The 21,537-nt window shown below is 71.1% G+C and carries 20 protein-coding genes and 1 tRNA gene; 10 read left to right on the forward strand and 11 right to left on the reverse strand.

The genetic code is table 11. The annotated features are described in order from the left end of the window. Window positions 1-62 precede the first annotated feature (62 nt). From HHX40_RS00485 to HHX40_RS00510, 6 genes are all read left to right on the forward strand, one after another. Window positions 63-437 carry a PaaI family thioesterase gene (locus tag HHX40_RS00485; protein ID WP_117408745.1) on the forward strand — a complete coding sequence of 125 codons (375 nt, stop codon included), beginning with the start codon at window positions 63-65 and terminating at the stop codon, window positions 435-437. A 459-nt stretch (window positions 438-896) separates the two neighbouring features. Then, entirely contained in the window at window positions 897-2,183 is a 1,287-nt protein-coding gene (locus HHX40_RS00490; protein WP_259403192.1) for an ABC transporter permease subunit, read from the forward strand. Window positions 2,184-2,196: 13 nt separating this feature from the next. After that, window positions 2,197-3,186, forward strand: coding sequence for a branched-chain amino acid ABC transporter permease (locus HHX40_RS00495; RefSeq protein WP_117408737.1), 990 nt, complete (start codon window positions 2,197-2,199; stop codon window positions 3,184-3,186). After that, the gene (locus HHX40_RS00500; RefSeq protein ID WP_117408736.1) at window positions 3,176-4,105 is read left to right on the forward strand and encodes an ABC transporter ATP-binding protein; all 930 of its coding nucleotides are present in this window, start codon (window positions 3,176-3,178) and stop codon (window positions 4,103-4,105) included. Before HHX40_RS00495 ends, HHX40_RS00500 begins: the two co-directional genes overlap by 11 nt. Continuing rightward, complete coding sequence (locus HHX40_RS00505) at window positions 4,102-4,995, forward strand: ABC transporter ATP-binding protein (RefSeq protein WP_182879020.1); 894 nt, start codon at window positions 4,102-4,104, stop codon at window positions 4,993-4,995. The genes HHX40_RS00500 and HHX40_RS00505 overlap by 4 nt, the downstream gene beginning before the upstream one ends. Window positions 4,996-5,112: 117 nt before the next feature. Continuing rightward, entirely contained in the window at window positions 5,113-5,628 is a 516-nt protein-coding gene (locus HHX40_RS00510) for a hypothetical protein (RefSeq protein WP_182879021.1), read from the forward strand. A 19-nt stretch (window positions 5,629-5,647) separates the two neighbouring features. Here the strand turns inward: HHX40_RS00510 and HHX40_RS00515 are convergent, their stop codons facing one another. The 4 genes from HHX40_RS00515 to HHX40_RS00530 form a co-directional block, all read right to left on the reverse strand. Then, a complete protein-coding gene (locus tag HHX40_RS00515; protein ID WP_182879022.1) occupies window positions 5,648-6,181 on the reverse strand; it encodes a MauE/DoxX family redox-associated membrane protein in 534 nt (177 codons plus the stop codon). 1 nt (window position 6,182) lies between these two features. After that, on the reverse strand, window positions 6,183-6,635 hold the full coding sequence (lepB, locus tag HHX40_RS00520) for a signal peptidase I (protein WP_182879023.1): 453 nt from the start codon (window positions 6,633-6,635) through the stop codon (window positions 6,183-6,185). Between the two features lie 73 nt (window positions 6,636-6,708). Then, a complete protein-coding gene (locus HHX40_RS00525; RefSeq protein ID WP_182879024.1) occupies window positions 6,709-7,245 on the reverse strand; it encodes a TlpA family protein disulfide reductase in 537 nt (178 codons plus the stop codon). An 88-nt stretch (window positions 7,246-7,333) separates the two neighbouring features. Beyond that, the gene (locus tag HHX40_RS00530; protein ID WP_117408730.1) at window positions 7,334-7,552 is read right to left on the reverse strand and encodes a hypothetical protein; all 219 of its coding nucleotides are present in this window, start codon (window positions 7,550-7,552) and stop codon (window positions 7,334-7,336) included. 216 nt (window positions 7,553-7,768) lie between these two features. Between HHX40_RS00530 and HHX40_RS00535 the strand changes: the two genes are divergently transcribed. Beyond that, a complete protein-coding gene (locus HHX40_RS00535; RefSeq protein ID WP_220498517.1) occupies window positions 7,769-9,646 on the forward strand; it encodes an ABC transporter ATP-binding protein in 1,878 nt (625 codons plus the stop codon). Between the two features lie 56 nt (window positions 9,647-9,702). On the opposite strand, the gene HHX40_RS00540 is transcribed toward HHX40_RS00535, so the two are convergent. Both HHX40_RS00540 and HHX40_RS00545 read right to left on the reverse strand, forming a co-directional pair. Continuing rightward, a complete protein-coding gene (locus HHX40_RS00540) occupies window positions 9,703-11,004 on the reverse strand; it encodes an ABC transporter substrate-binding protein (protein ID WP_182879025.1) in 1,302 nt (433 codons plus the stop codon). 211 nt (window positions 11,005-11,215) lie between these two features. Continuing rightward, window positions 11,216-11,812 (reverse strand): ANTAR domain-containing response regulator, encoded by a 597-nt coding sequence (locus HHX40_RS00545; RefSeq protein WP_310737881.1) that lies wholly within the window; start codon window positions 11,810-11,812, stop codon window positions 11,216-11,218. Window positions 11,813-11,932: 120 nt separating this feature from the next. Between HHX40_RS00545 and HHX40_RS00550 the strand changes: the two genes are divergently transcribed. Both HHX40_RS00550 and HHX40_RS00555 read left to right on the forward strand, forming a co-directional pair. Continuing rightward, window positions 11,933-12,007 (forward strand) — tRNA-Leu (locus HHX40_RS00550). 34 nt (window positions 12,008-12,041) lie between these two features. After that, a complete protein-coding gene (locus HHX40_RS00555; protein WP_310737882.1) occupies window positions 12,042-12,836 on the forward strand; it encodes a helix-turn-helix domain-containing protein in 795 nt (264 codons plus the stop codon). 27 nt (window positions 12,837-12,863) lie between these two features. Here the strand turns inward: HHX40_RS00555 and HHX40_RS00560 are convergent, their stop codons facing one another. From HHX40_RS00560 to pyk, 3 genes are all read right to left on the reverse strand, one after another. Further along, the gene (locus HHX40_RS00560) at window positions 12,864-14,690 is read right to left on the reverse strand and encodes an ABC transporter ATP-binding protein (RefSeq protein WP_220498519.1); all 1,827 of its coding nucleotides are present in this window, start codon (window positions 14,688-14,690) and stop codon (window positions 12,864-12,866) included. 158 nt (window positions 14,691-14,848) lie between these two features. Beyond that, complete coding sequence (locus HHX40_RS00565) at window positions 14,849-16,630, reverse strand: ABC transporter ATP-binding protein (RefSeq protein WP_182879027.1); 1,782 nt, start codon at window positions 16,628-16,630, stop codon at window positions 14,849-14,851. 163 nt (window positions 16,631-16,793) lie between these two features. Beyond that, window positions 16,794-18,227: a pyruvate kinase gene (gene pyk, locus HHX40_RS00570; protein ID WP_182877142.1), complete on the reverse strand. Its 1,434-nt coding sequence runs from the start codon at window positions 18,225-18,227 to the stop codon at window positions 16,794-16,796. A 105-nt stretch (window positions 18,228-18,332) separates the two neighbouring features. Between pyk and HHX40_RS00575 the strand changes: the two genes are divergently transcribed. Further along, complete coding sequence (locus HHX40_RS00575) at window positions 18,333-19,184, forward strand: hypothetical protein (RefSeq protein WP_182879028.1); 852 nt, start codon at window positions 18,333-18,335, stop codon at window positions 19,182-19,184. On the opposite strand, the gene HHX40_RS00580 is transcribed toward HHX40_RS00575, so the two are convergent. Both HHX40_RS00580 and HHX40_RS00585 read right to left on the reverse strand, forming a co-directional pair. After that, window positions 19,108-19,524, reverse strand: coding sequence for a DUF2784 domain-containing protein (locus HHX40_RS00580; RefSeq protein WP_117408716.1), 417 nt, complete (start codon window positions 19,522-19,524; stop codon window positions 19,108-19,110). The two genes, HHX40_RS00575 and HHX40_RS00580, sit on opposite strands and share 77 nt — an antisense overlap. Window positions 19,525-19,609: 85 nt before the next feature. Further along, complete coding sequence (locus HHX40_RS00585) at window positions 19,610-21,319, reverse strand: S8 family peptidase (protein ID WP_259403193.1); 1,710 nt, start codon at window positions 21,317-21,319, stop codon at window positions 19,610-19,612. Between the last annotated feature and the right edge of the window lie 218 nt (window positions 21,320-21,537).

Genomic DNA, 21,537 nt, shown 5'->3' on the forward strand with positions numbered 1-21,537 from the left:
GTGGTCTACCCACCGGAGGCGTCCCCTTGACCTTGACGAATCCCGGCCAGTTCGTGGCGGAGATGAACGCCGCTCCGGGCCTGCACCGGCTCATGGGCATCGAGATCCTCGAGGCGAGCGCGGAGCGGGTGGTCGGCCGCATGCCCGTCGAGGGCAACACCCAGCCGTACGGCCTGCTGCACGGCGGCGCCTCGTGCGTGCTGGCCGAGACGCTCGGCTCGACCGGCGCCGCCCTGCACGCCGGGCCGGGGCGCAGGGTCGTCGGCATCGAGATCAACGCCACCCACCACCGCGCCGCCACCTCCGGGCACGTCACCGCCGTCGCCACCCGGGTGCACGGCGGGCGCACGCTCGCGACGTACGCCATCGAGATCACCGACGGCGAGGGCCGGATGGTCTGCACGTCGCGTCTCACCTGTCTCATCAGATCCGAATGAGCGCGCCCGCGCGCGCCCCGGGACATCGGCATGCGGACAAGAGGCGCAACCGACTTTCGGGACGCATCGAGGGTCAAACCGGAACGGTTCGCGACTCTCTTTGCACGCGGGTCGCTCCGGTCGCTAGCGTTGTGGCTCCAGAGCCCGTGGGGAACCGAGTAGACAACGTGCGGAGCCGGGGAAGCTGTGTACGGTCCCAAAGGTCGCCCCACGGGCTCAACGTCTCTCCGCGCCGCCCGTTCTCCAGCACCGTCGCCTCGAATGACTCATGACAGCCCGCTGACCTGCGAAACCTTTTCTCACGTCAGTGACACACCATGGTCACCGATTGGTGACGAGGAGCCCTGAACCGGGCGTCCCAGGCTTATGCTCCGGCCACAACAAGACAGAACCTGTCCGATGTTGCGCGTCCGCAGTTGGGGCACGACCCCGCCACGACTCGAATCAGAGGGAGCACCATTGCGCAGAGCCGTGATCGCGTTCACGGCCTTCATGGGTGGACTCGTCTTTCTGCTCGCCGCCCCCGCGTGGGCGGACGGAGAGGCACTGAAGGGCACACTCCAAAACCAAGGCCAGCCGGTGAACGGCGTGAAGATCAGTGTGGTGGCGGAGGACGGCAAACCCGTCGACGACGCCACCTCGGGTGCCGACGGCAAGTGGGAGGTGCCCGTACCCAAGGCGGGCAAGTACAAGGTCAGCCTGGACACGTCCACGCTCCCCGCGGGCGTCGCCCTGAAGTTCAAGGACAGGTCCACGCTCGACGTGCAGGTCTACGAGGGCAGCGTACGGAACGTCCTGTTCGCCCTCGCGCCGGCCGGAGCGAAGGGCGGTGCCGCGCCCGCCGCCGACGACGGGGGGACCTCGTTCTGGGACCGGGTCGCGCAGCTCACCTTCGAGGGCTTCAACCTCGGGCTCATCATCGCCCTCGCCGCCATGGGCCTGTCGCTGGTGTTCGGCACCACCGGCCTCACCAACTTCGCCCACGGCGAGCTGCTCACGTTCGGCGCGATGTGCGCCTACTTCTTCAACGTCGTCGTGGGGGTCCACCTCGTCTGGGCCGCGCTGCTCTCCGTCGTGATCGGCGGGATCTTCGGGTACGGGCAGGACCGGTTCTTCTGGGGACGGCTGCGCAGGAGAGGCAGCAGCCTCGTGGCCATGATGATCATCTCGATCGGCCTGGCCCTGTTCCTGCGGTACGTCTTCCTGTTCTTCTTCGGCGGTGAGGGCGCGCCCTACGCCGACTACAACGCCCAGCCGGGCGTCCAGGTGGGCCCGATCTCCGCCGCGCCGAAGAACTTCGTCGCCATGGGCATCGAGCTGCTCGTGCTCGTGATCGTCGGCGTCGCGCTGCTCAAGACCCGCATCGGCAAGGCCGCCCGCGCGGTCTCCGACAACCCCGCGCTGGCCGCCTCCTCCGGCATCAACGTCGACCAGGTCATCCGGATCATCTGGACCGTCGGCGGGGCGGTCGCGTCACTCGCGGGCGTCATGCTCGGCCTGTCGCAGAACGTCAGCTACCAGATGGGCTTCCAGATCCTGCTGCTCGTCTTCGCGGGTGTCACCCTCGGCGGCCTCGGCACCGCGTTCGGCGCCCTCGTCGGCTCCATCGTCGTCGGCCTGTTCATCCAGCTGTCCACCGTCGTGGTGCCGACCGAGCTGAAGACCGTCGGCGCGCTGCTGGTGCTCATCCTCGTCATGCTCTTCCGGCCACAGGGCATTCTCGGCCGGCGCGAGCGCATCGGCTGATCGGAGACCACACGTGGACTGGAACGCAATCCTCATCACCACGGTCAAGGCCTCGATCGGCCTGGAGACCGTCGTCTACGCGCTCGCCGCGATCGGCGTCAACATCCAGTTCGGCTACGCCGGGCTGCTCAACTTCGGCCAGGCGGCCTTCCTCGGCGTCGCCGCGTACGGCATGGCCGTCACGGTGGCCACCTTCCACCTGCCGTTCTGGCTGGGCATCGCGATCGGCCTGGCCGCCACCATCGTGCTGGCCTTCCTGCTCGGCATCCCCACCCTGCGGCTGCGGGCCGACTACCTCGCGATCGTCACCATCGCGGCGGCCGAGATCGTCCGGCTCGTCTTCAGATCGGTCAAGTTCAGCAGCGTCTTCGGCGGCTCGGACGGCCGGCAGAACTTCTCCGGCGACTTCTTCGCGATGAACCCCTACGCCCCCGGCACGTACGGCATCGGCCCGATCAGCTTCAACGAGCGGGTGACCTGGATCCTGACCGTCGGCTGGGTGCTCATCGCGATCTGCTGCGGGCTGGTCTACCTGCTCATGAAGAGCCCGTGGGGCCGGGTGCTCAAGGCCATCCGCGAGGACGAGGACGCCGTGCGCAGCCTCGGCAAGAACGTCTTCTCCTACAAGATGCAGGCCCTGGTGCTCGGCGGCCTGGTCGGCTGCCTCGGCGGCTTCCTGTTCGCGCTCGGCCAGGCGTCGGTGCAGCCCGACCTGTTCAGCACCGAGTTCACCTTCTACGCGTACACGATCGTGATCCTCGGCGGCGCGGCCCGCGTCTTCAGTCCCGTCGTCGGCGCCGCGATCTTCTGGGTGCTGCTGGTCTTCGTCGGGAACACGCTCAGCGAGGCCGTCTCGGCCGGGCTGCTCCCCTCGCTGTTCACCGTGAACAACATCGGCGCCGTCCGGTTCATGCTGGTCGGCCTCGGCCTGATGCTCCTGCTCATCTTCCGGCCCCAGGGCATCTTCGGCGACAAGAGGGAGATCGCGCTCGATGCACGCTGACAGCACCACGACGAAGAAGGCGGCGGCGCTGGCCGCCTTCGCGGGCCTCGATCGCGAGCCGGGGGTCGCCAAGCCCGACCCCATCCTCGTCGTCGACAACGTCGTACGCCGCTTCGGCGGCCTCACCGCCGTCGACGTCGCCCACCTGGAGATCCAGCGCGGGTCGATCACCGCGCTCATCGGCCCGAACGGCGCCGGCAAGACGACGTTCTTCAACCAGCTCACGGGCTTCGACAGCGCCGACGAGGGGTCGTGGACCTTCAACGGCAGGCAGCTCAAGGGCGTGCCCGCGCACCGGGTGGCCCGCACGGGCATGGTGCGCACGTTCCAGCTCACCAAGGCGCTGTCGAAGCTCACGGTGATGGAGAACATGCGGCTCGGCGCGCAGAACCAGCGCGGGGAGAACTTCTTCCGCGCGCTCGTCCCGGGCAGCTGGCGCCGCCAGGAGGACGAGATCACCGAGCGGGCCGAGGAGCTTCTCGAACGCTTCAAGCTCGACGCCAAGCGCGACGACTTCGCGGGCTCGCTGTCCGGCGGCCAGCGCAAGCTGCTGGAGATGGCCCGGGCGCTGATGGTCGGCCCCGAGCTGGTCATGCTGGACGAGCCCATGGCGGGCGTGAACCCGGCCCTGACCCAGTCGCTCCTCTCGCACGTGAAGGACCTGCGCGAGGAGGGCATGACGGTGCTCTTCGTCGAGCACGACATGGACATGGTCCGCGACATCAGCGACTGGGTCGTGGTGATGGCGCAGGGCGCCGTGATCGCGGAGGGGCCGCCGGACACCATCATGTCCGACCAGCGGGTGGTCGACGCGTACCTGGGCGCCCACCACGACGCGCCGATGTCGGCGGAGGAGTTCGAGGAGCAGCTGCAGGAGGCCGAGGCCGAGCTGGAAGCCGAGATCGAGGAGAAGGCATGAGCGCAGCCGGGCCGGACCGCCCCGTCACGCCGGAGGACACCGTCACGCCGGAGCCCGCGGAGGCGACCACGTCGGCGGCCGCGTCGGCCGCTGAGGGGACGGACGACGGCGCCGGGAGCGTCTCGCGGGCGGCCGTCACCGACCGCTCCGAGCACGTCGCCGGGGCCGAGAGCGCGCTGCTGCGCGCCGACGAGCTGTACGCCGGTTACATCCCCGGCGTCAACATCCTCAACGGCGCCGACCTGTACGTGAAGAAGGGCGAGCTGATCGGCATCATCGGCCCCAACGGCGCCGGGAAGTCGACCCTGCTCAAGACCCTGTTCGGGCTCGTGCCCGTACGCAGCGGCTCGGTCACCCTGGACGGCGAGGACATCACCAACCTCAAGGCGCACGCGCTGGTGTCCCGGGGGGTGGGCTACGTCCCGCAGACGAACAACGTCTTCCCCAGCCTCACCATCGAGGAGAACCTGGAGATGGGCGCCTACCAGGTGCCCGGCAGGTTCAAGGAGCGGTTCGAGTTCGTCTGCGAGATCTTCCCCGCCCTGCGGGAACGCCGCAAGCAGCGCGCGGGCTCGCTGTCCGGCGGCGAGCGGCAGATGGTCGCCATGGGCCGCGCGCTGATGACCGAGCCGTCGGTCCTGCTGCTCGACGAGCCCTCCGCGGGACTGTCGCCCAAGCTGCAGGACCTGGTCTTCATCCAGGCCCAGCAGATCAACAAGGCGGGCGTTACCGTGATCATGGTGGAGCAGAACGCGCGCCGCTGCCTGCAGATCTGCCACCGCGGCTACGTGCTGGACCAGGGCCGCAACGCCTACATGGCCAGCGGCCGCGACCTGATCAACGACCCCAAGGTCATCCAGCTCTACCTGGGCACGCTCGCGCGGGCCTGAGCCCGGCCGAATGACCCCTTCTCAGGACCCCGGCGGGAACCTCCGCCGGGGTCCTCGTCGTGGAGCTGTGACCGTATCCGCATCCGACCGGCACCCTTCGCGCGCACAATGAGGCGTATGCCGCGAAGCTTCCTCCGGGCGGCGCTGGTCGTCACAACGGCCACCACGCTCGTCGCGAACCTGTCCGCCTGCCGGTCACCGGACCACGGGCCCGCGGCCGCACCCGCCTCGCGCCCCGCTACCGCCTCGCGCCCCGCTACCGCCTCACGTCCCGCGACCGCTTCGCCGGACGCCGCGGGAGCCGTGTACGTGACCGGGGCGGAGTCCGGGGACGACCCCTGCGCCCGCGTCGTGTCGGCCGTCGGCTATCTGGGGCTGTCGCTGCTGCCCCCCGGGCAGGAGGAGGCCCAGCACTGGGACGGCGACGTACGCGGCCGTTTCGGTTACCTGCGCGGGACGCTGGCGATGTACGGTCCCCGGCTGCCCGCCCCGGCCGCTCCCGCCGTCAGGGCCGTCGACCGGCTCGCCCGCACCCTCTCCCTCGCCCGTACGGAGGACTCCCGGCGGCCCCGCCTGCTGCGCGAGTACCGGACGGCGTCCGCCGCCGTCCTGGCCGCCTGCGACCGCCCCTGATGTCACCTGCCGGCCCGCGTCACCTGCCGGCGTCCGTGACCGGCGTGACCAGGGAGACGATGTCGTCCATGGCGATCACGAGCACGGCGGCGGCGAGCCCCGTCAGCACCGCGAGGGCGAACCATCCCGTGGGCGCGAAACCGGCGGGCTCCCCCGGCGCGACCGCGAGCGCCGCGGCCGCCAGGAGGAGGTTGCGCACGACGTGCCGTCTCCCGACGACGGCTCCGCTCCTGCCGAAGCAGTGACAGCGGGCCCGCCGCCCGCTCCGCAGCGCGACCACGAGCCCCGCCGTGAGCACGGCCAGCAGCGCCGCCGCCAGGACCAGCCCGTACGGCGCCAGCCACGCCCGCGCGAAGGACGCCGCGAGGAGCACGGCCGTGACCCCCTCGGCGAGGACGACGGCCCACGCGACCGGCAGGACGGCGGCGCGCGGCACGACGCGCAGCGCCTCCAGCGACCGCGCGAAGCTCCCCGGGTCCCTGGCCTTCCCGGACGCGGAGACAGTGAAGATCGCGATCAGCAGGACCTGGACGGCGTGCTGGGGGAACGTCATCTCACCGGCCCCCCGAGATCCGCCGCACGACCCGGCCCAGCACCAGGCCGACGGGAACCGGGCCGAGCTGACGGGAGTCCAGGCTGTGGCCGCGGTTGTCGCCCAGCACCACCATGTGACCGGGCGGCACGCGCGGCGAGCCCGCGCCGTCCCCTCCCGCCACCCGCTCTCCCGCCGCGGCGACCTCCTCGGGGACGGGCTCCCCCGCGACCGCGACGACGCGTTTGACCATCCACGCCCGGCCCGGGCGGCCCGTGCTGCCCGCCGCCGCCAGGGGGTTGAAGAACACCACCACGTCGTCCGCCCGCGGGCGCCGGCTCCTGCGTACGAGCAGCCGGTCGCCGTCGCGGTAGGCCGGCTCCATGCTCCGGCCCACCAGGTCGACCACGACGAGACAGCGCCGGACGACGAGCGCGGCCGCCACGGTGACGGCCGCCACGAGCGCCGCCGTCATCACCCGGCGCTCCACCCTGTGCGGGGACCGTGGCAGCGGGTGGCGGACCGGTCTCACGGCCGCGTCCCGCCGGTCACGCGAGCACCGGGTCGGCCGCCCCCGGCAGGTCCGTCGAGACGATCCTGCCGTTCCCGGTCGCGACGAAGGCGGGGGTGCCCTGGACGCGGAACGCCTGCCAGACGGGCTTGCCGAACTCCTCCACGATCACCTCGCCCACGGACTCCAGAGCCGAGAGCATCTCCTGGAAGCGCGGGTCGTCCCGGTCCCCGTCCATCATCACCGCCACGGCGCGCAGATCCGCGTTCTTCGCGTACGCCACGAACTGCGGCAGCCTGGTCCGGCAGGGCTCACATCCGGCCGACAGGAAGGCGACCACCGTCCCCGAGGCCACGTCCCCGTCGCCGATGGTGGCACCGGTCGTCGTCGTCGCCGTGAACGCTCCGATTTCCGTCCCGACCGGCGCCACGACGGACGCGGAGAAGCCGGAATTCATCGTCTGCCGCAACAGGTCCGAATGCTCGCGCAGCCGGCGGATAACGGCCACCGTGAGCAGCAGGTCGATTATCGCGACGGCCCCCACCGCGACCAATCCGGCCACCAGCAACGACATGAGATCGCTCCCGTAGGTTGAATTCACGTTACAGACACGGAAACGCGGGGGCCGCGCCCGCCTGCAGCGGCAGGCGCAACCCGGCATTTCACAGGCAGTTGGACGACGAGACGCAGGTGCTGAACACCGCGATACAGCCGCCGCTCTGACACTGCCAGCAGTATCGATAGGCCCACCTGTTGTTTCCCTGACAGCCGCAGCCCTGCTCCCAGCACCCGAAGCAGTTGGTGCAGGCCGCGCTCGCCGTCACTCTGGGCACCAGCCTGCCGAGCAGCCGGTCGCCGAGCCGTGCCATCGACTCGAACATTTCCCTCCTTCTCCTGCATTATCCGAACGTGAACTTCTCTCGGATGGTTACACGGCGCGGACAGAAGGGTCAAGGCATTCCGTACGAGCCGGAACGACGGAGAGTCATTCACCGAATACGCCCGGCCATACCGCTCGCACGGGCCCGGCTTCCGGAAAATGCGGCGCATAATACCGGCGGCCCGGGCAAATTCAAGCTCTTGTCAGGTGATTTTCCATGACCGAATCTGTTCGGGTGAAGCGGTCGCAGGAACGTCGCGTGCGGTGGCGCCGTCCCCCGGCCGGGCCGTGGATCGCGCTGACGATGGCGTGGCGGGCCGGAGCCGTCTGGGCCGTGTCGATCGCCGCCGTCACCGCCGTCTCGTCCGGCGTTCCGGTGGCCGTCGCCTGGCTGACCAAACTGGTGCTGGACCGGCTGGCCGGCGGTCCGGGCGCGCTGCCGGACGTGCTGGGCCCCGCGCTGGCGCTGATGGCGCTCGGCCTGGTGGCAGGCGTGCAGCCCTCCGTACGGCGGTTCGCCGGCAACGAGCTGGACCGCCGGATCAGCCTGCTGGCGCAGGACCGGCTCTACACGGCCGTGAGCCGGCTGAGCGGGCTCGCCCGGTTCGAGAACCCCGTCTTCATCGACCGGCTCCGGCTGGCCACCCAGGCCGGCGGGTCGACCCCGGGCCAGGTGCTCAACGCCGTCTTCGCCGTCGCCGGCGGCCTGATCACCCTGGCCGGCTTCCTGGTCTCGCTGCTGACGATCAGCCCTCCGATGGCGGTGGTGCTGCTGCTCGGCGCGGTGCCGGTCCTCGGCGCCGAACTCGTGCTGGCCCGCCGCCGGGCCGCCTCCGACTGGCGGCTGGGCCCGGTGGAACGACGCGAGTTCCTGTACGCCACCCTGTTGTCGAGCGCCAACGCGGCCAAGGAGATCCGCCTCTTCGGGCTGGCCGCGTTCCTGCACGACCGCATGCTGCGCGAGCGGTCGGTCGCCGAGCGCGAGCGGCGCGGGCTCGACCGGAGCGAGCTGCGGATCCAGCTCGCCCTCGGCCTGACGGCCGCCCTGGTGGCGGGGGGCGGACTGGTCTGGGCGATCACCCAGGCCGGGCGCGGGGCGCTGTCCGTCGGCGACGTGTCCATGTTCGTGGCGTCCGTCGCGGGCGTGCAGGCGGGCCTGTCCGGCATCATCACCGAGATCGCCGTCGCCGCGCGCCGGCTGCTGCTCTTCCAGCACTACCTGGCGGTCGTGGGCACCGAGCCCGACCTGCGGGGAACCAGGCGTGAGCTTCCCCCGCTCACGGGCGGCATCGAGTTCCGCGACGTGTGGTTCAGGTACGGCCCCGAACATCCGTGGGTCCTGCGAGGGGTCAGCCTGGTGGTGCCGTACGGCCGCGGCGTCGGCCTCGTCGGCGGCAACGGGTCGGGCAAGAGCACGCTGGTCAAGTTGCTGTGCCGGTTCTACGACCCGGAAAAGGGCGCCGTGCTGTGGGACGGGGTGGACCTGCGGGAGATCGACCCGGCCGTCCTGCGCGCCCGGATCTCCGGCGTCTTCCAGGACTACATGCAGTACGACATGACCGCCGGCGAGAACATCGGGCTCGGCGACCTGGACAGGTTCACCGACCGGGCGGCGGTGCGGGAGGCGGCGCGCAGGGCCGGGGCGGAGGAGTTCGTCGCCGCGCTGCCCCGGGGATACGACACCCTGATCACCCGGGTGTTCTTCGACTCCTCCGACGACGAGGAGGGCGTCTTCCTGTCCGGGGGGCAGGGACAGCGGGTCGCCGTCGCGCGGGCGATGCTGCGCGGCGACCGCGACGTGCTGATCCTCGACGAGCCGAGCTCGGGGCTGGACGCCGAGGCCGAGCACGAACTGCACACCAGGCTGAAGGAGCACCGCCGGGGCCGGACGAGCCTGCTCATCTCCCACCGCCTCGGCGCGGTGCGCGACGCCGACGTGCTGGTCGTCCTGGAGAACGGCGTCGTCGCCGAGCAGGGCACGCACGACGAGCTGATGGCCGCGGGCGGCGTCTACGCCCGCATGTTCACGATCCAGGCGTCCGGATACCGCGAGCCGGACCGGCCGGCGATGACGGAACCCGGCCCGCCCGGATGACGCGCGGGGGCGGGCCGGTCGGACCGGCCCGCCCCCGTCACCGTCGTGCCGCCTGCCTAGCCGGCGATCTTGCCGGTGTTGAAGGAGGTGTTCTTGTTGTTGTTGTCGGCGCCGTACTCGTAGATGCCGATCGTGGCCTCGGCCGGGTCACCGGCGTCGTTGAACTCGATCGGGCCCGACGCGCCGTCGAAGTCGATGTCCTTGCCCGCGGCCAGCAGGTCGGCGCAGGACTTGAAGTCCTTGCACTTCTCGCCGCCGGTGGACACCTCCTTCAGGTGGGCCGCGATGTCCTTGCCGGCGTCGCTCTTGGCGGCGGTCGCCGCGAGCGCGGTGAGGATCGTGGCGTCGTACGACTCGGGGCCGTAGTTGAAGTCCTTCAGGCTCGGGTCGACCGACTTCAGCTTCTCCTTGAAGTCGTCGGACACCTGGGCGCCCGGCTGGGTGCCCTTCGCGCCGTCGAGCGTGCCCTTGGGGAACCCGTCCTTGCCGGTGCCGTAGTTGTGCAGGTTGCCGTCGACGAAGTAGTACTTCACCTTCTTGGCGGTCAGGCCCTGCTTGACCAGCTCGGGGACGATCTTCTTGGTCTCGTCGAACCCGATCAGCGCGACGGCCTTGGGGTTCTTCTCCTTGATCTTGGCGACGTCGGCCGAGTAGTCGGCCGCCTTCGGGTCGTAGATGACCTTCTCCACGACCTCGCCGCCGCCGCCCTCGACCGCCTTCTGCACGTTGTCGGCCAGGCCCGTGCCGTACGCGTCCTGGAGGGCGAGGATGCCCACCGTGTCGTTGCCGTCGGCGAGGATCAGGTCGCCGAGCACCCGGCCCTGCAGCACGTCCGGCGGCGCGGTGCGGAAGTACAGGCCCTTGTCGTCGTACGTGGTGAACTGGTCGGAGGTGTTCGCCGGCGAGATCTGCACGACGCCCGCACCAGTGATCTTGTCGATGACCGACAGCGACACCGAGGACGACGCGGCGCCCACGACCACGTCGGCCTTCTGCTGCAGCAACTTGTCGACAGACTGGGAGGCAATGTTGGTGGAGGTGTCACCCGAGTCCGTGTCGATCTCGGTCACCGGCTTGCCGAGGACACCGCCGGCGTCGTTGATCTCCTTCACGGCCAGCTTCACACCGGCGAACTCCGGCGGGCCGAGGAAGGCGAGCGAACCGGTCTGGGGCAGCAACGTGCCGATGGTGAGGACGCCGTCGCCCTGCGCGGCGGCGGGGGCCGCCGAGGAGGCCGCCGGCGCCGGGGCCGAGGCACTCGGGGCGGCGCTGTCCTCGCCACCGCCACAGGCCGCCAGCGCGAGGGTGGCGGCCGCGGCGACGGCCAGAGCCCGCCCGAGGGGGGCAATGCGGATCATGAAAGCATCTCCTTCATCCAGGCCCGGGAATCCGTCAGCGCTGCCGACTGTCCCGATCGACTGGCTGAAAGGTACATAGGCGGGGGCGCCCCGGACCAGGGATGCATCAGAACTGTCCGCACTTGGATGCGGAGTCGTAATAACTCCTCAACTTAGCGGCGCACGCCCCTGACCAGGAGTCTTCTCCCAGACGATCAGCACGGGCGCGTGGTCAGGCGGACGCCGGGGCCCCGCCGCCGTTCTCGTTCACCACGATCTGCGCCACCTGGCGCATGCTCATGCGCCGGTCCATCGACGCCTTCTGGATCCACCGGAACGCCTGCGGCTCGGTCCACCCGTGCTGGGCCATGAGCAGGCCCTTCGCCCGCTCCACCAGCTTCCTGGTCTCCAGCCGCTCCGACAGCGTGGAGACCTCCTTCTCCAGCGCGGCCATCTCCTCGTGCCGGCTGACCGCCATCTCGATCGCGGGGACCAGGTCGCCCTTGGTGAACGGCTTGACCAGATAGGCCATGGCCCCCGCGTCCCTGGCCCGCTCCACCAGGTCGCGCTGCGAGAACGCGGTGAGGATGAGACAGGGGGCGATCCGTTCCGACACGATGCGCTCCGCCGCGGAGATCCCGTCGAGCACCGGCATCTTCACATCCAGGATCACCAGGTCCGGACGGAGCTCCAGGGCCAGTTTGACCGCCGTCTCTCCGTCACCGGCCTCCCCGACCACGGCGTAGCCGTCCTCTTCGAGCATCTCCTTCAGGTCGAGGCGGATCAGCGCCTCGTCTTCCGCGATCACCACTCGCCGCTGCGTACTCACGCACAAGAGGTTACCGATGTCCGCTACATTGGAACCACGCCAGGGGCCTCGTGAGTGATCACCTGTTTGGTAGGCTGCTGCGCGACGGGTTCGGACAAAGTAGGTAAAGTCCGGATTGAAGCCCCGGTACCCCAATTGGCATGAGGGAGCGGATTCAAAACCCGTACAGTGTGGGTTCGAGTCCCACCCGGGGCACTTTTCACTCTTCGCGTCCACTCGGAAACTGTCGGTGGCGACTGTCACGATCAGGCGCGTGTACGCCTCCTCGACTCGCCGCCGAGCTCTCCGTCTCCTCGCCTCCGGTCTCACCCTGACGCAGACGAGCCGTCAACTCGGCATCTCCATCTCGACGCTCCGTGAGTGGCGGGACCACCCCGAGTGGCTTCCCGCCCGGGCCGCGACCTGCCCGCGCTGCGAGGAGATCCCCACAATGCCGGAGCCGCCCGGTGCCTACGCCTATCTGCTGGGCCTGTATCTGGGAGACGGCTGCATCAGCGTGGTAGGCGACCCGGGCAAGCGGGTCTGGTCGCTGCGAATCATGTGCGCGGACTCGTGGCCCGGCCTCCGGGACGAATGCGCGCGGGCGATGACGGCGATCCGCCCGCTCAACCGGGTCCGCGTCCTCCAGAAGCAGGGCTGCAGCGAGGTCAACAGTTATTCGATGCACTGGCCCCATCTCTTTCCGCAGCATGGGCCGGGGAAGAAGCATCAGCGGGCCATCGTGCTGGCGGGCTGGCAGGAGGAGATCGTCGCCGAACATCCGGGGCTCTTCGCACGCGGTCTCATCCACTCGGACGGCTACCGGGGGACGAACCGGGTCCGGCGGCCGGTCGGCGGGGAGGACAAGTGGTACGAGTACCCGCGATACCTGTTCAAGAACGAGTCGGCCGACATCCTCCGGCTGTGCGGCGAGACGCTGGACCGGCTCGGCGTCGCATGGCGTCACAACAAACCCAACGAGATCTCGGTGGCCAGACGCGACGCCGTGGCCCGCCTCGACCAGTTCGTGGGCCCCAAGTACTGACGATCACAGGGCCGCCCGAAGCGACGGTCAGGCGAGGCTGTCGAGCCAGGCGTGGTGGAGGCGGGCGAACCGCCCGGAGCGGGCGATCAGCCGGTCGGGCGGGCCGTCCTCCACGATCCGGCCGTGCTCCATGACGAGCACCCGGTCGGCGATCTCGACGGTGGACAGGCGGTGGGCGATGATCAGCGCGGTCCGGTCGGCGAGGATCGTCCGCAGCGCCCGCTGCACGAGCCGCTCGCTGGGCACGTCGAGGCTGGAGGTGGCCTCGTCCAGGATCAGCACGGCGGGGTCGGCGAGGAAGGCCCGGGCGAAGGCGACGAGCTGCCGCTGCCCCGCCGACATCCGGCCGCCGCGCTTGCCGACCTGCGTCTCGTACCCCTCGGGGAGGGTGGAGACGAACGTGTGGGCGCCGATGGCCTCCACGGCCCGTACGATCTCCGCGTCCGGCGCGCCGGGCCGCCCGAACCGTACGTTGTCCGCGATCGTCCCGCTGAACAGGTAGTTCTCCTGGGTGACCATCACCACGTGGCGGCGCAGGGTGTCCTCGTCGAGGTCGCGCAGGTCCACGCCGTCGAGCAGCACCCGCCCGGCGACCGGGTCGTGGAACCGGGCGATGAGCTTGGCCAGCGTGGTCTTGCCCGCGCCGGTCGTGCCGACGACGGCGACCGTCTGCCCGGCGGGGATCTCCAGGTCGAGCAGCGGCAGCACCGGCGGGCCCTCGGCATAGGCGAACCGGACGGTCTCGAAGCGCAGGGCCCCGGCGGCGTTCGGCAGCGGCGCCGGACGAGCGGGCTCGGCCACCGCCGGCCGTTCCTCGAGCACCCCCGACAGCTTCTCCAGCGCCGCACCCGCCGACTGGAGGGCGTTGTAGAACTGCGAGATCTCCTGCATCGGCTCGTAGAACTGGCGCAGGTAGAGCAGGAACGCGGCGAGCACGCCGACCGTGACCGTGCCGCGCAGGGCGAGCATGCCGCCGTACAGCAGGACGGCGGCGACCGTGACGTTGCCGATCAGCTTGATGCCGGGCATGAACACGGCCACCAGGCGCGAGCCGCGCACGTTGGCGTCGCGGTAGTCCGCGTTGAGCCGTTCGAAGATCTCCTGGTTGCGCGGCTCGCGGCGGAACGCCTGTACCGCCCGGATCCCGGTCATCGACTCGACGAAGTGGACGATGACCAGTGCGACGGCCTCCCGCGTACGCCGGTAGGTGACGCTCGACTCCCGGCGGAACCATCGGGTGAACAGCAGCAGGACCGGCAGCGGCAGCAGCGCCACCAGGCCGAGGTGCACGTCGAGCACCAGCAGCATGACCGCGGTGCCGCACAGGGTGAGCACGGCGGTGACGAGGCCGTCGAACCCGGAGTCGAGCAGTTCGGCGATCGCGTCCACGTCGGAGGTCAGCCGGGAGATGACCCGCCCTGAGGTGTACTTCTCGTGGAACGACAGCGACAGCCGCTGGAAGTGGTCGAAGACCCGGCGGCGCAGCTCCAGCAGGGTGTCCTGCCCGATCCGGCCGGCCATCTGCAGGAACGCCTGCCGGGTGAGCGCCTGCGTGAGCGCGGCCAGCAGCACCGCGGCCACGACGGCCAGCAGGGTCCCCGCGCCCTGCCCCCGCAGCATCGGCGGGATCCCGTCGTCGATGCCCCTCTTCACCAGGTACGGCAGGGCCAGTCCGGCGGCGTTGGACACGACGATGACCGCGGTGAGCACGGCGATCGCCCGGCGGTGCGGGCGGAGCAGGTCGCCGAGCAGGCGGCGGGACCGGGTCCGCAGCAGCAGGGAGACCCGTTCGGAGATCTCGTCCCGGTCCTCCGCCGCGACCCCCCGCCAGGCGGTGTTTCCCGCTTCGCTCATCGGGGCGCTCACATCCGCCGGGGTCGCGCCGGAGGCGCGCAACGGGCTCTTCCCTCGTCGCGCTTGGTCGCTTCGCTCCCGCACACTCCTCAGTCCAGACCGGCGGCGCGCCCCTCCGGCTTGCTCGGTGTTTCCCGCTTCGCTGCCGGTGTCGTGGGTCATGGCGCGGATCTCTCGGCGTCGAGGCCGGCGTCCTGGGCGAGCAGTTCGCGGTATTCCGGCACCGTGGCCAGCAGGTCGCCGTGGCGCCCCACGTGGGCGATGGTGCCGTCGCGCAGCAGCGCCACGCGGTCGGCGAGCAGCACCGTCGAGGCGCGGTGGGCCACGACGATGCCGGTGGCGTCGGCGAGCACGCGGCGCAGCGCCTCCTCCACCAGCGCCTCGGTCTCCACGTCGAGCGCCGACAGGGTGTCGTCGAGCACGAGCACGCGCGGCCGGCCGAGCACGGCCCGGGCCAGCGCCAGCCGCTGCCGCTGGCCGCCCGACAGCGACATGCCCTGCTCGCCGATGCGCGTATCGAGCCCCCACGGCAGGTCGTAGGCGAAGGTCGCCTGCGATATCTCCAGGGCCTGCCTGATCTCCTCCTCGGTGGCGTCGCCCCGGCCGAGCGTGACGTTCTCGCGCACGCTCATGGAGAACAGCGTGGGCTCCTCGAACGCGGTGGCGACCACCGAGCGCAGCGAGGCCAGCGACAGGTGCCGTACGTCGTGCCCGTCGATGGTGACGCGGCCCGCGGTGACGTCGCACAGGCGGGGCACGAGGGTGGTCAGGGTCGTCTTGCCCGAACCGGTGGCCCCGACGACGGCGACGGTCTCCCCCGGCCGCACCTCCAGCCAGACGTCGCGCAGCACCGGGCGGTCCGCGCCGGGGAAGCGGAACTCCACGCCCTCGAAGCGGACGTGGCCGCGGGGGCGCTCGATGACGGCCGCGCCGCCGCGGATCGCGGGGACCGTGTCGAGCACCTCGACGACCCGGTCGGCCGAGGTCATCGCCTCCTGCCCCATGGCGAGGATGTAGCCGAGGGAGGCGACCGGCCAGACGAGCTGGAGGACCAGCGTGGTGAACGCGACCAGCGTGCCGAGCGTCAGCGCGCCGGCCCCGACCGCGATCGCGCCGAGCAGCAGGACCAGCGCGAGCGTGACGTTCGGCACCACTTCGAGGAAGGTGAAGAACCGGGAGGCCAGGCGGACCTTCCCCAGGGCGGTGCGGCGGACCTCCCGCGCGGCGGCGGCGTACCCGCCGAAGACGTGCTCGCGCCGCCCGAACGCCTTGACGGTGCGGACTCCGACGGCCGACTCCTCGACGAGCGTCGCGAGGTCGCCCTGCTGGTCCTGCAGCCGGCGGGAGATGCCGATGTAGCGCCGCTCGAACCGCAGCGACAGGGCCACGACCGGGAGCGAGGAGGCGGCGACGAGCAGGCCGAGCGGCCAGTACATCCGGAGGAGCACCACCGTCACCGCGGTGAGCTGCAGGATGTTCATGATCAGGAACAGCACGCCGAATCCGAGGAACCGGCGGATCGTCGACAGGTCGCTCGTCGCGCGGGACAGCAGCTGGCCCGACTGCCACCCGTCGTGGAAGCTCATCGGCAGCCGCTGGAGCCGCCGGTAGAGGTCGTCGCGGATCGCGGTCTCGAGGCCGAGGACCGGCCCTGCCTGCGACCACCGGCGGACGAACGTGAGAAGCGCCTCGGTCACGCCGAGGCCGAGGGCGAGCAGCCCGAGCGGGACCAGCCCGGCCAGGTCCCCGTGGGCCACCGGCCCGTCGATGATCTCCTTGCCGACGAGGGGGATCACCGTGCCGGCCGCGATGCCGCCGAGCGCCGCGAACCACGAGACGACCAGGCTGCCGGCGTACGGCCGCAGGTAGGTCCGCAGCCGCCACAGCGAGCGCCACGACGACCGGCTGTGGACGGGCCCAGGGGTCTGGGGGGATGCCATCAACGGGCGCAGCGCTCCTCCGGCGTCTGACAGGACGGATTACTCGCTCCTGCCATGCTCCGTCGAAGAACGCCGCGCCCGCAAGCGATTTGACCCCGCCGCCGGGGATCACAGCTACCGCGGGGGCCGGGCCCTCAAGGCTCGGCCCCGCGGGCCGCCGGTGTCAGCCCGCCGGGTGAGCGACGAGGGAGCCGACGGTGTGGACGCGCAGCGCGTTGGTGGACCCGTGGTTGCCGGGCGGGGAGCCCGCCACGACGACGATCTTGTCGCCCTTCTCGCACACGCCGAGCGCGAGCAGCGAGGCCTCCACCTGGCGCACCATGTCGTCGGTGTGGTGGACGAACGGCACCTCGAACGTCTCGACGCCCCAGGTGAGCGCCAGCTGGCCGCGCACCTGCGGGTTGGAGGTGAAGGCGAGCAGCGGGATCGACGAGCGGTAGCGCGCCAGACGGCGGGCGGTCTCACCGGACATCGTGAACGCCACCAGGGCCTTGGCCTTGACGATCGCGCCGACCTCGGCCGCCGCGCGGGCGATGGCGCCGCCGGTCGTCTCGGGCAGCCGGTCCAGGTTGTGGGTGGCCTGCAGCGTGGTGCCCTCCGCCGCGACCGCGATGCGGTCCATCGTGGCCACCGACTCGATCGGGTAGGTGCCGACCGAGGTCTCGCCGGACAGCATCACCGCGTCGGCGCCGTCCATCACCGCGTACGCGACGTCGGACGCCTCGGCGCGGGTGGGCCGCGGGGCGCTCATCATCGAGTCGAGCATCTGGGTGGCCACGATGACCGGGTGGGCCTTCTCGCGGCACAGCTCGATGATGCGGCGCTGGACGATCGGCACCTGCTCCAGCGGAAGCTCGACGCCGAGGTCGCCGCGGGCGACCATCACGCCGTCGAAGGCGTCGACGATCTCCTCCAGGCACTCGACGGCCTGCGGCTTCTCGATCTTGGCGAGGAGCGGGAGCCGGACGCCCTCCTCCTCCATGATCCCGTGGACGAGGGCGGCGTCCTCCGGTGACCGGACGAACGACAGGGCGATCATGTCGAAGCCGGTGCGCAGGGCCCAGCGCAGGTCCTCCTCGTCCTTCTCCGTGAGCGCCGGGGCGCTGACGGCGACGCCGGGGAGGTTGAGGCCCTTGTTGTCGGAGATCATGCCGCCGATGACGACGCGGGTGACGACGCGCGGTCCCTCGACCGCGGTCACCTCGAGGTTCAGCCGTCCGTCGTCGACGAGGATGGTGTCGCCGGGACTGACGTCGCCGGGCAGGCCATCGTAGGTGGTGGACACGATGTCACGGTCCCCGGGGACGTCCTCGGTGGTGATGGTGAAGACGTCGCCGAAGCCGAGCCGGACGGGGCCGGAGGCGAAGCGTCCGACGCGGATCTTGGGACCCTGGAGGTCGGCGAGGACGCCGACGGCGCAGCCAAGCTCGTCGGCGGCGGCCCTGACCCGGTCGAACACCTCCTTGTGCAGCTCGTGGCTGCCGTGGGAGAGGTTGAAACGGGCCACGTTCATGCCCGCCTTGATGAGCTCGCGAAGGCGCTCCGGCGAGGAGGTGGCGGGCCCGAGGGTACAGACGATCTTTGCTCGACGACTCACAACACTACCCTAATTGGTACAGACCACTCGATGTGACGGCACACACAGCCGTCGCCAAATGTTCAGACACTTCACGCGATCACCCGCGTGCCCTAGCCTGCAGCCATGGAACGTACCCGGGCATGGGGGGCGATAACGGCGCTGTTCACCCTGGCGGCGTGCGGAGGCCAGGCTACCGAATCTCCCGCTCCTCCGCCGGGCGTTTCGGTGTCCCTGAACCAGTGGCGCAGCGACGAGGCGGCCCACGAGCTCGAGGTGTCCGTGCGCAACGACGGCGACGCCCCCGTCCGGTTCCTGGACGTGCAACTCGTCACCGGCTCCTTCGCCACGCTCCCGCCGACCCGGGTGGACTCCACGCTCGGCCGGACTCCGCGCACCGACCTGCGGATCCCCTACGGTGAGGCGCGGTGCGACCCCGCGACGATCCCGCCGGTGCGCCCCGCCGTCGTCGTGGCGAACGTGCAGGCGGGCGAGGGGCCGGCGCGCAGGGTGGAGTTCCCCGTACGCCATCCGGACCCGCTGCTGGCGGGGCTGGTGAAGGCCGAGTGCGGGGCGTACCTCCTGCGCCTGGCGGCGGACGTCACCTTCGGCGACACCTGGACCAGGGCGGGCCGGACGCTGCGCGGGGTGCTCCTGGTGACCAGGAAGCAGGGCGCGGAGCCGGTGACGATCGACGAGCTGGGCGGCACCACGCACTACGACATGAAGCCGCTGTCGGGCCGGAGCCGCCCGGTGGCGGTGCTGGAGGCGGGGACGCCGCGCCTGGAGATCCCGGTGGAGGTCACCCCCGCCCGCTGCGACTGGCATGCCTTCGCCGAGGCGAAGAAGGCGTACCTGTTCCCGATCTACGGGATGGTGGGGGCGGGCGAGCGGCGCTACCTCATCGCGACGCCTCCGGCGCCGGTGCAGCGGACGTTCCTGTCGTACGCGGAGGACGTCTGCGGCGTCGGCGGATGACGACCGCCAGACCGGCCCAGGAGACGAGCACGACGGCGATCACCGCCAGCCGGACGGCCGTGACGTACTCCTCGGGATAGACGATCCCTTCGATGTAGGTGTCGATGAAGCCGCCGGGCAGCAGGCCGCGCTCCCCCGCCCGGGCGCGCCCCCAGTTCTCCAGCGCGGTCAGCGGGCACTCCACCAGCCCGGTGAGCTGGACGAGCGCCCACGCGCACAGCGCGAGGTGCGGCCAGGCCAGCCGGGGCCGCCACCAGGCGGGGAAACCGCCCAGGGCGATGTAGGCGATGACCAGGAAGTGCACGGCCATCGTGGCCTGCCAGACGAACCGGTAGATCATGATCTGCCCTCCCGAGAAGCCGAGGGTAGATCGCCGTCCGGCCGCCGGCCATCCGGCGGCCTACTCAGTTCGGTACTCAGACGGGTCAGCGGGCGACGGTCGCGGCCCGGGCGGCGTCGACCAGTCCGTGGCCGAAGAAGCCGTTCCGGCTCGCGGGGCCCTCGCAGACCTGTGTCTCGCCGGTCCCGTAGCGGTACGTGCGGGGCGAGGGGCAGTCCTTCGGCGTCGCCGTGGCGTACAGCAGGCGCTCCACCTCCGCGGGGTCCATCTGGAGCCCGCCCCGGCCCGGCTTGCCGAACCGTCCGATGATGATGGCCGCCACGCCGGTCACGTGCGGCGCCGCCATCGAGGTGCCCTCCATGTACTGGTAGTAGGCGCACTTCCCGGCCCGGCACTCGCGGATCACCGAGTCGTCCTTCGGCATGCCCTTGGCGTCGAGGCGCCCCTGGGCGCGCAGGACGTGCTCGGGGGCGGCGGCGAGGATCTCCCGGCTCGGCCCCCGCAGCGCGGTGCCGCCGTCGAAGACGTCACCGCCCGGCGCCGCGATGTCGGTCTGCTCGGTGCCGTAGTCGGAGTACGGCGCCTTGCGGCCGCTCGGGCCGACCGCGGACACCGAGATGACGCCGTCGAGTTCGGCCGGGACGTTGCGGCAGGAGTTGTCGACGGACCGGTTCTTCTCGGAGCCCCTCGGGAAGTCCGGGCTGGTGGTGTCCGTCTTCGGCTTGCCGAGGTCTCCCCCGGCGTTCCCGATGGCGGTGATCAGCGTGACGCCGTGCGACCGGGCGTAGTTCACCGCCCGCCGCATCCCCTCCAGGATCGCCCGCTGCTCCGACCGCTCGGCGGGCGTGTCGTCGGGGTTGTCCGGGCAGTTGAACGTCCACGGGTCGACGTAGAAGCTCATGTTGACCACGTCGACGCCGATGTCGGCGGCGTACTCCAGGGCGTCCAGGGTCGGCTTGAGGAAGAAGAAGCCCGAGTCGGTGCCGGCGCGCAGGTTGACCAGCGACACGTCGGGGGCGACGCCGGCGACGCCGATGCCGTTGATCGGCGACCCGATCGTGCTCGCGACGTGGGTGCCGTGGCCGTCGTCGTCGACGTCGGCCGGGTCCTTGCACCCCTTGTACTCGCAGGGCCCGTCGAGCTTCTTCCCGTTGGGGTCGGTGGGCTGGTCGGTCACGAAGTTGCGGCTCAGCACCCGGTCGAAGTTCGGCGCGATGTCCGGGTGCCGGCCGTCGACGCCGGTGTCCATCACGCCGACCAGCACCTTGCGGCTGCCCCTCGCCTTCGCGTAGGAGCCCGTGGGGGTGGCGCCGATCATCTTCATGTTCCACTGCCGGTCGGCGAGCGGCTCCGGGCCGCCCGCCCGCGCGGCCGTGCCCGGGCGCCACGCGCCGGGGAGCGTACGCCCCGGTCCGGCGGAGACGGGGGCGTCGGCGGTCCGGCCGATGGGGCGGTCGCGGGCGACGCCGACCACGGCGGGGTCGTCGCCGATCCGCTCGGGCGCGGACGTGCGCACGACGAGGTAGCCGAGGCGGTCGTCGTGGACCCGCACCGTGCCGCCGGCGGCCTCGGCCGCCCGCTGCGCGGCGGCCCGCCCGCCGTCCACGTAGAAGACCAGGTAGTTACCGGCCTGCCCGCTTCCCGACGGGCTTGACGAGCTGGATGGGCCAGATGGGCTCGGTGTGCTCAGCGCGACCGGTATGCCCGGTATCCCTGGCGTGCCCGACGGGGCGCCCGGCCCGCCGAGCAGTGCGACCGACATGATGGCCCCGGCGAGCCGCCCCCGTGCGTGCAACGCTCCTCCTCGATTCCGGGCCCGGTGATCGGGCTCAGCATCTTCCCGGCAGCCGGCCGCGCGTCGCAACCCGCCGGACCGCGTGGCCCGAGGGCCGCACGGGCCGACCGCCGCGCGGCCTGGCCTCCCGAGATGGAGATATTCCCGATTTGCCGCGTGACGCCGCCCTAACGCGGTCCGGTCCCCTGAGGACCGCGTTCCGGCGGCTCACATCGCGA

Origin of the sequence: Microbispora sp. H10949 (assembly GCF_014161435.1) — a bacterium.
In the GTDB taxonomy this organism is placed as follows: Bacteria; Actinomycetota; Actinomycetes; order Streptosporangiales; family Streptosporangiaceae; genus Microbispora; species Microbispora triticiradicis.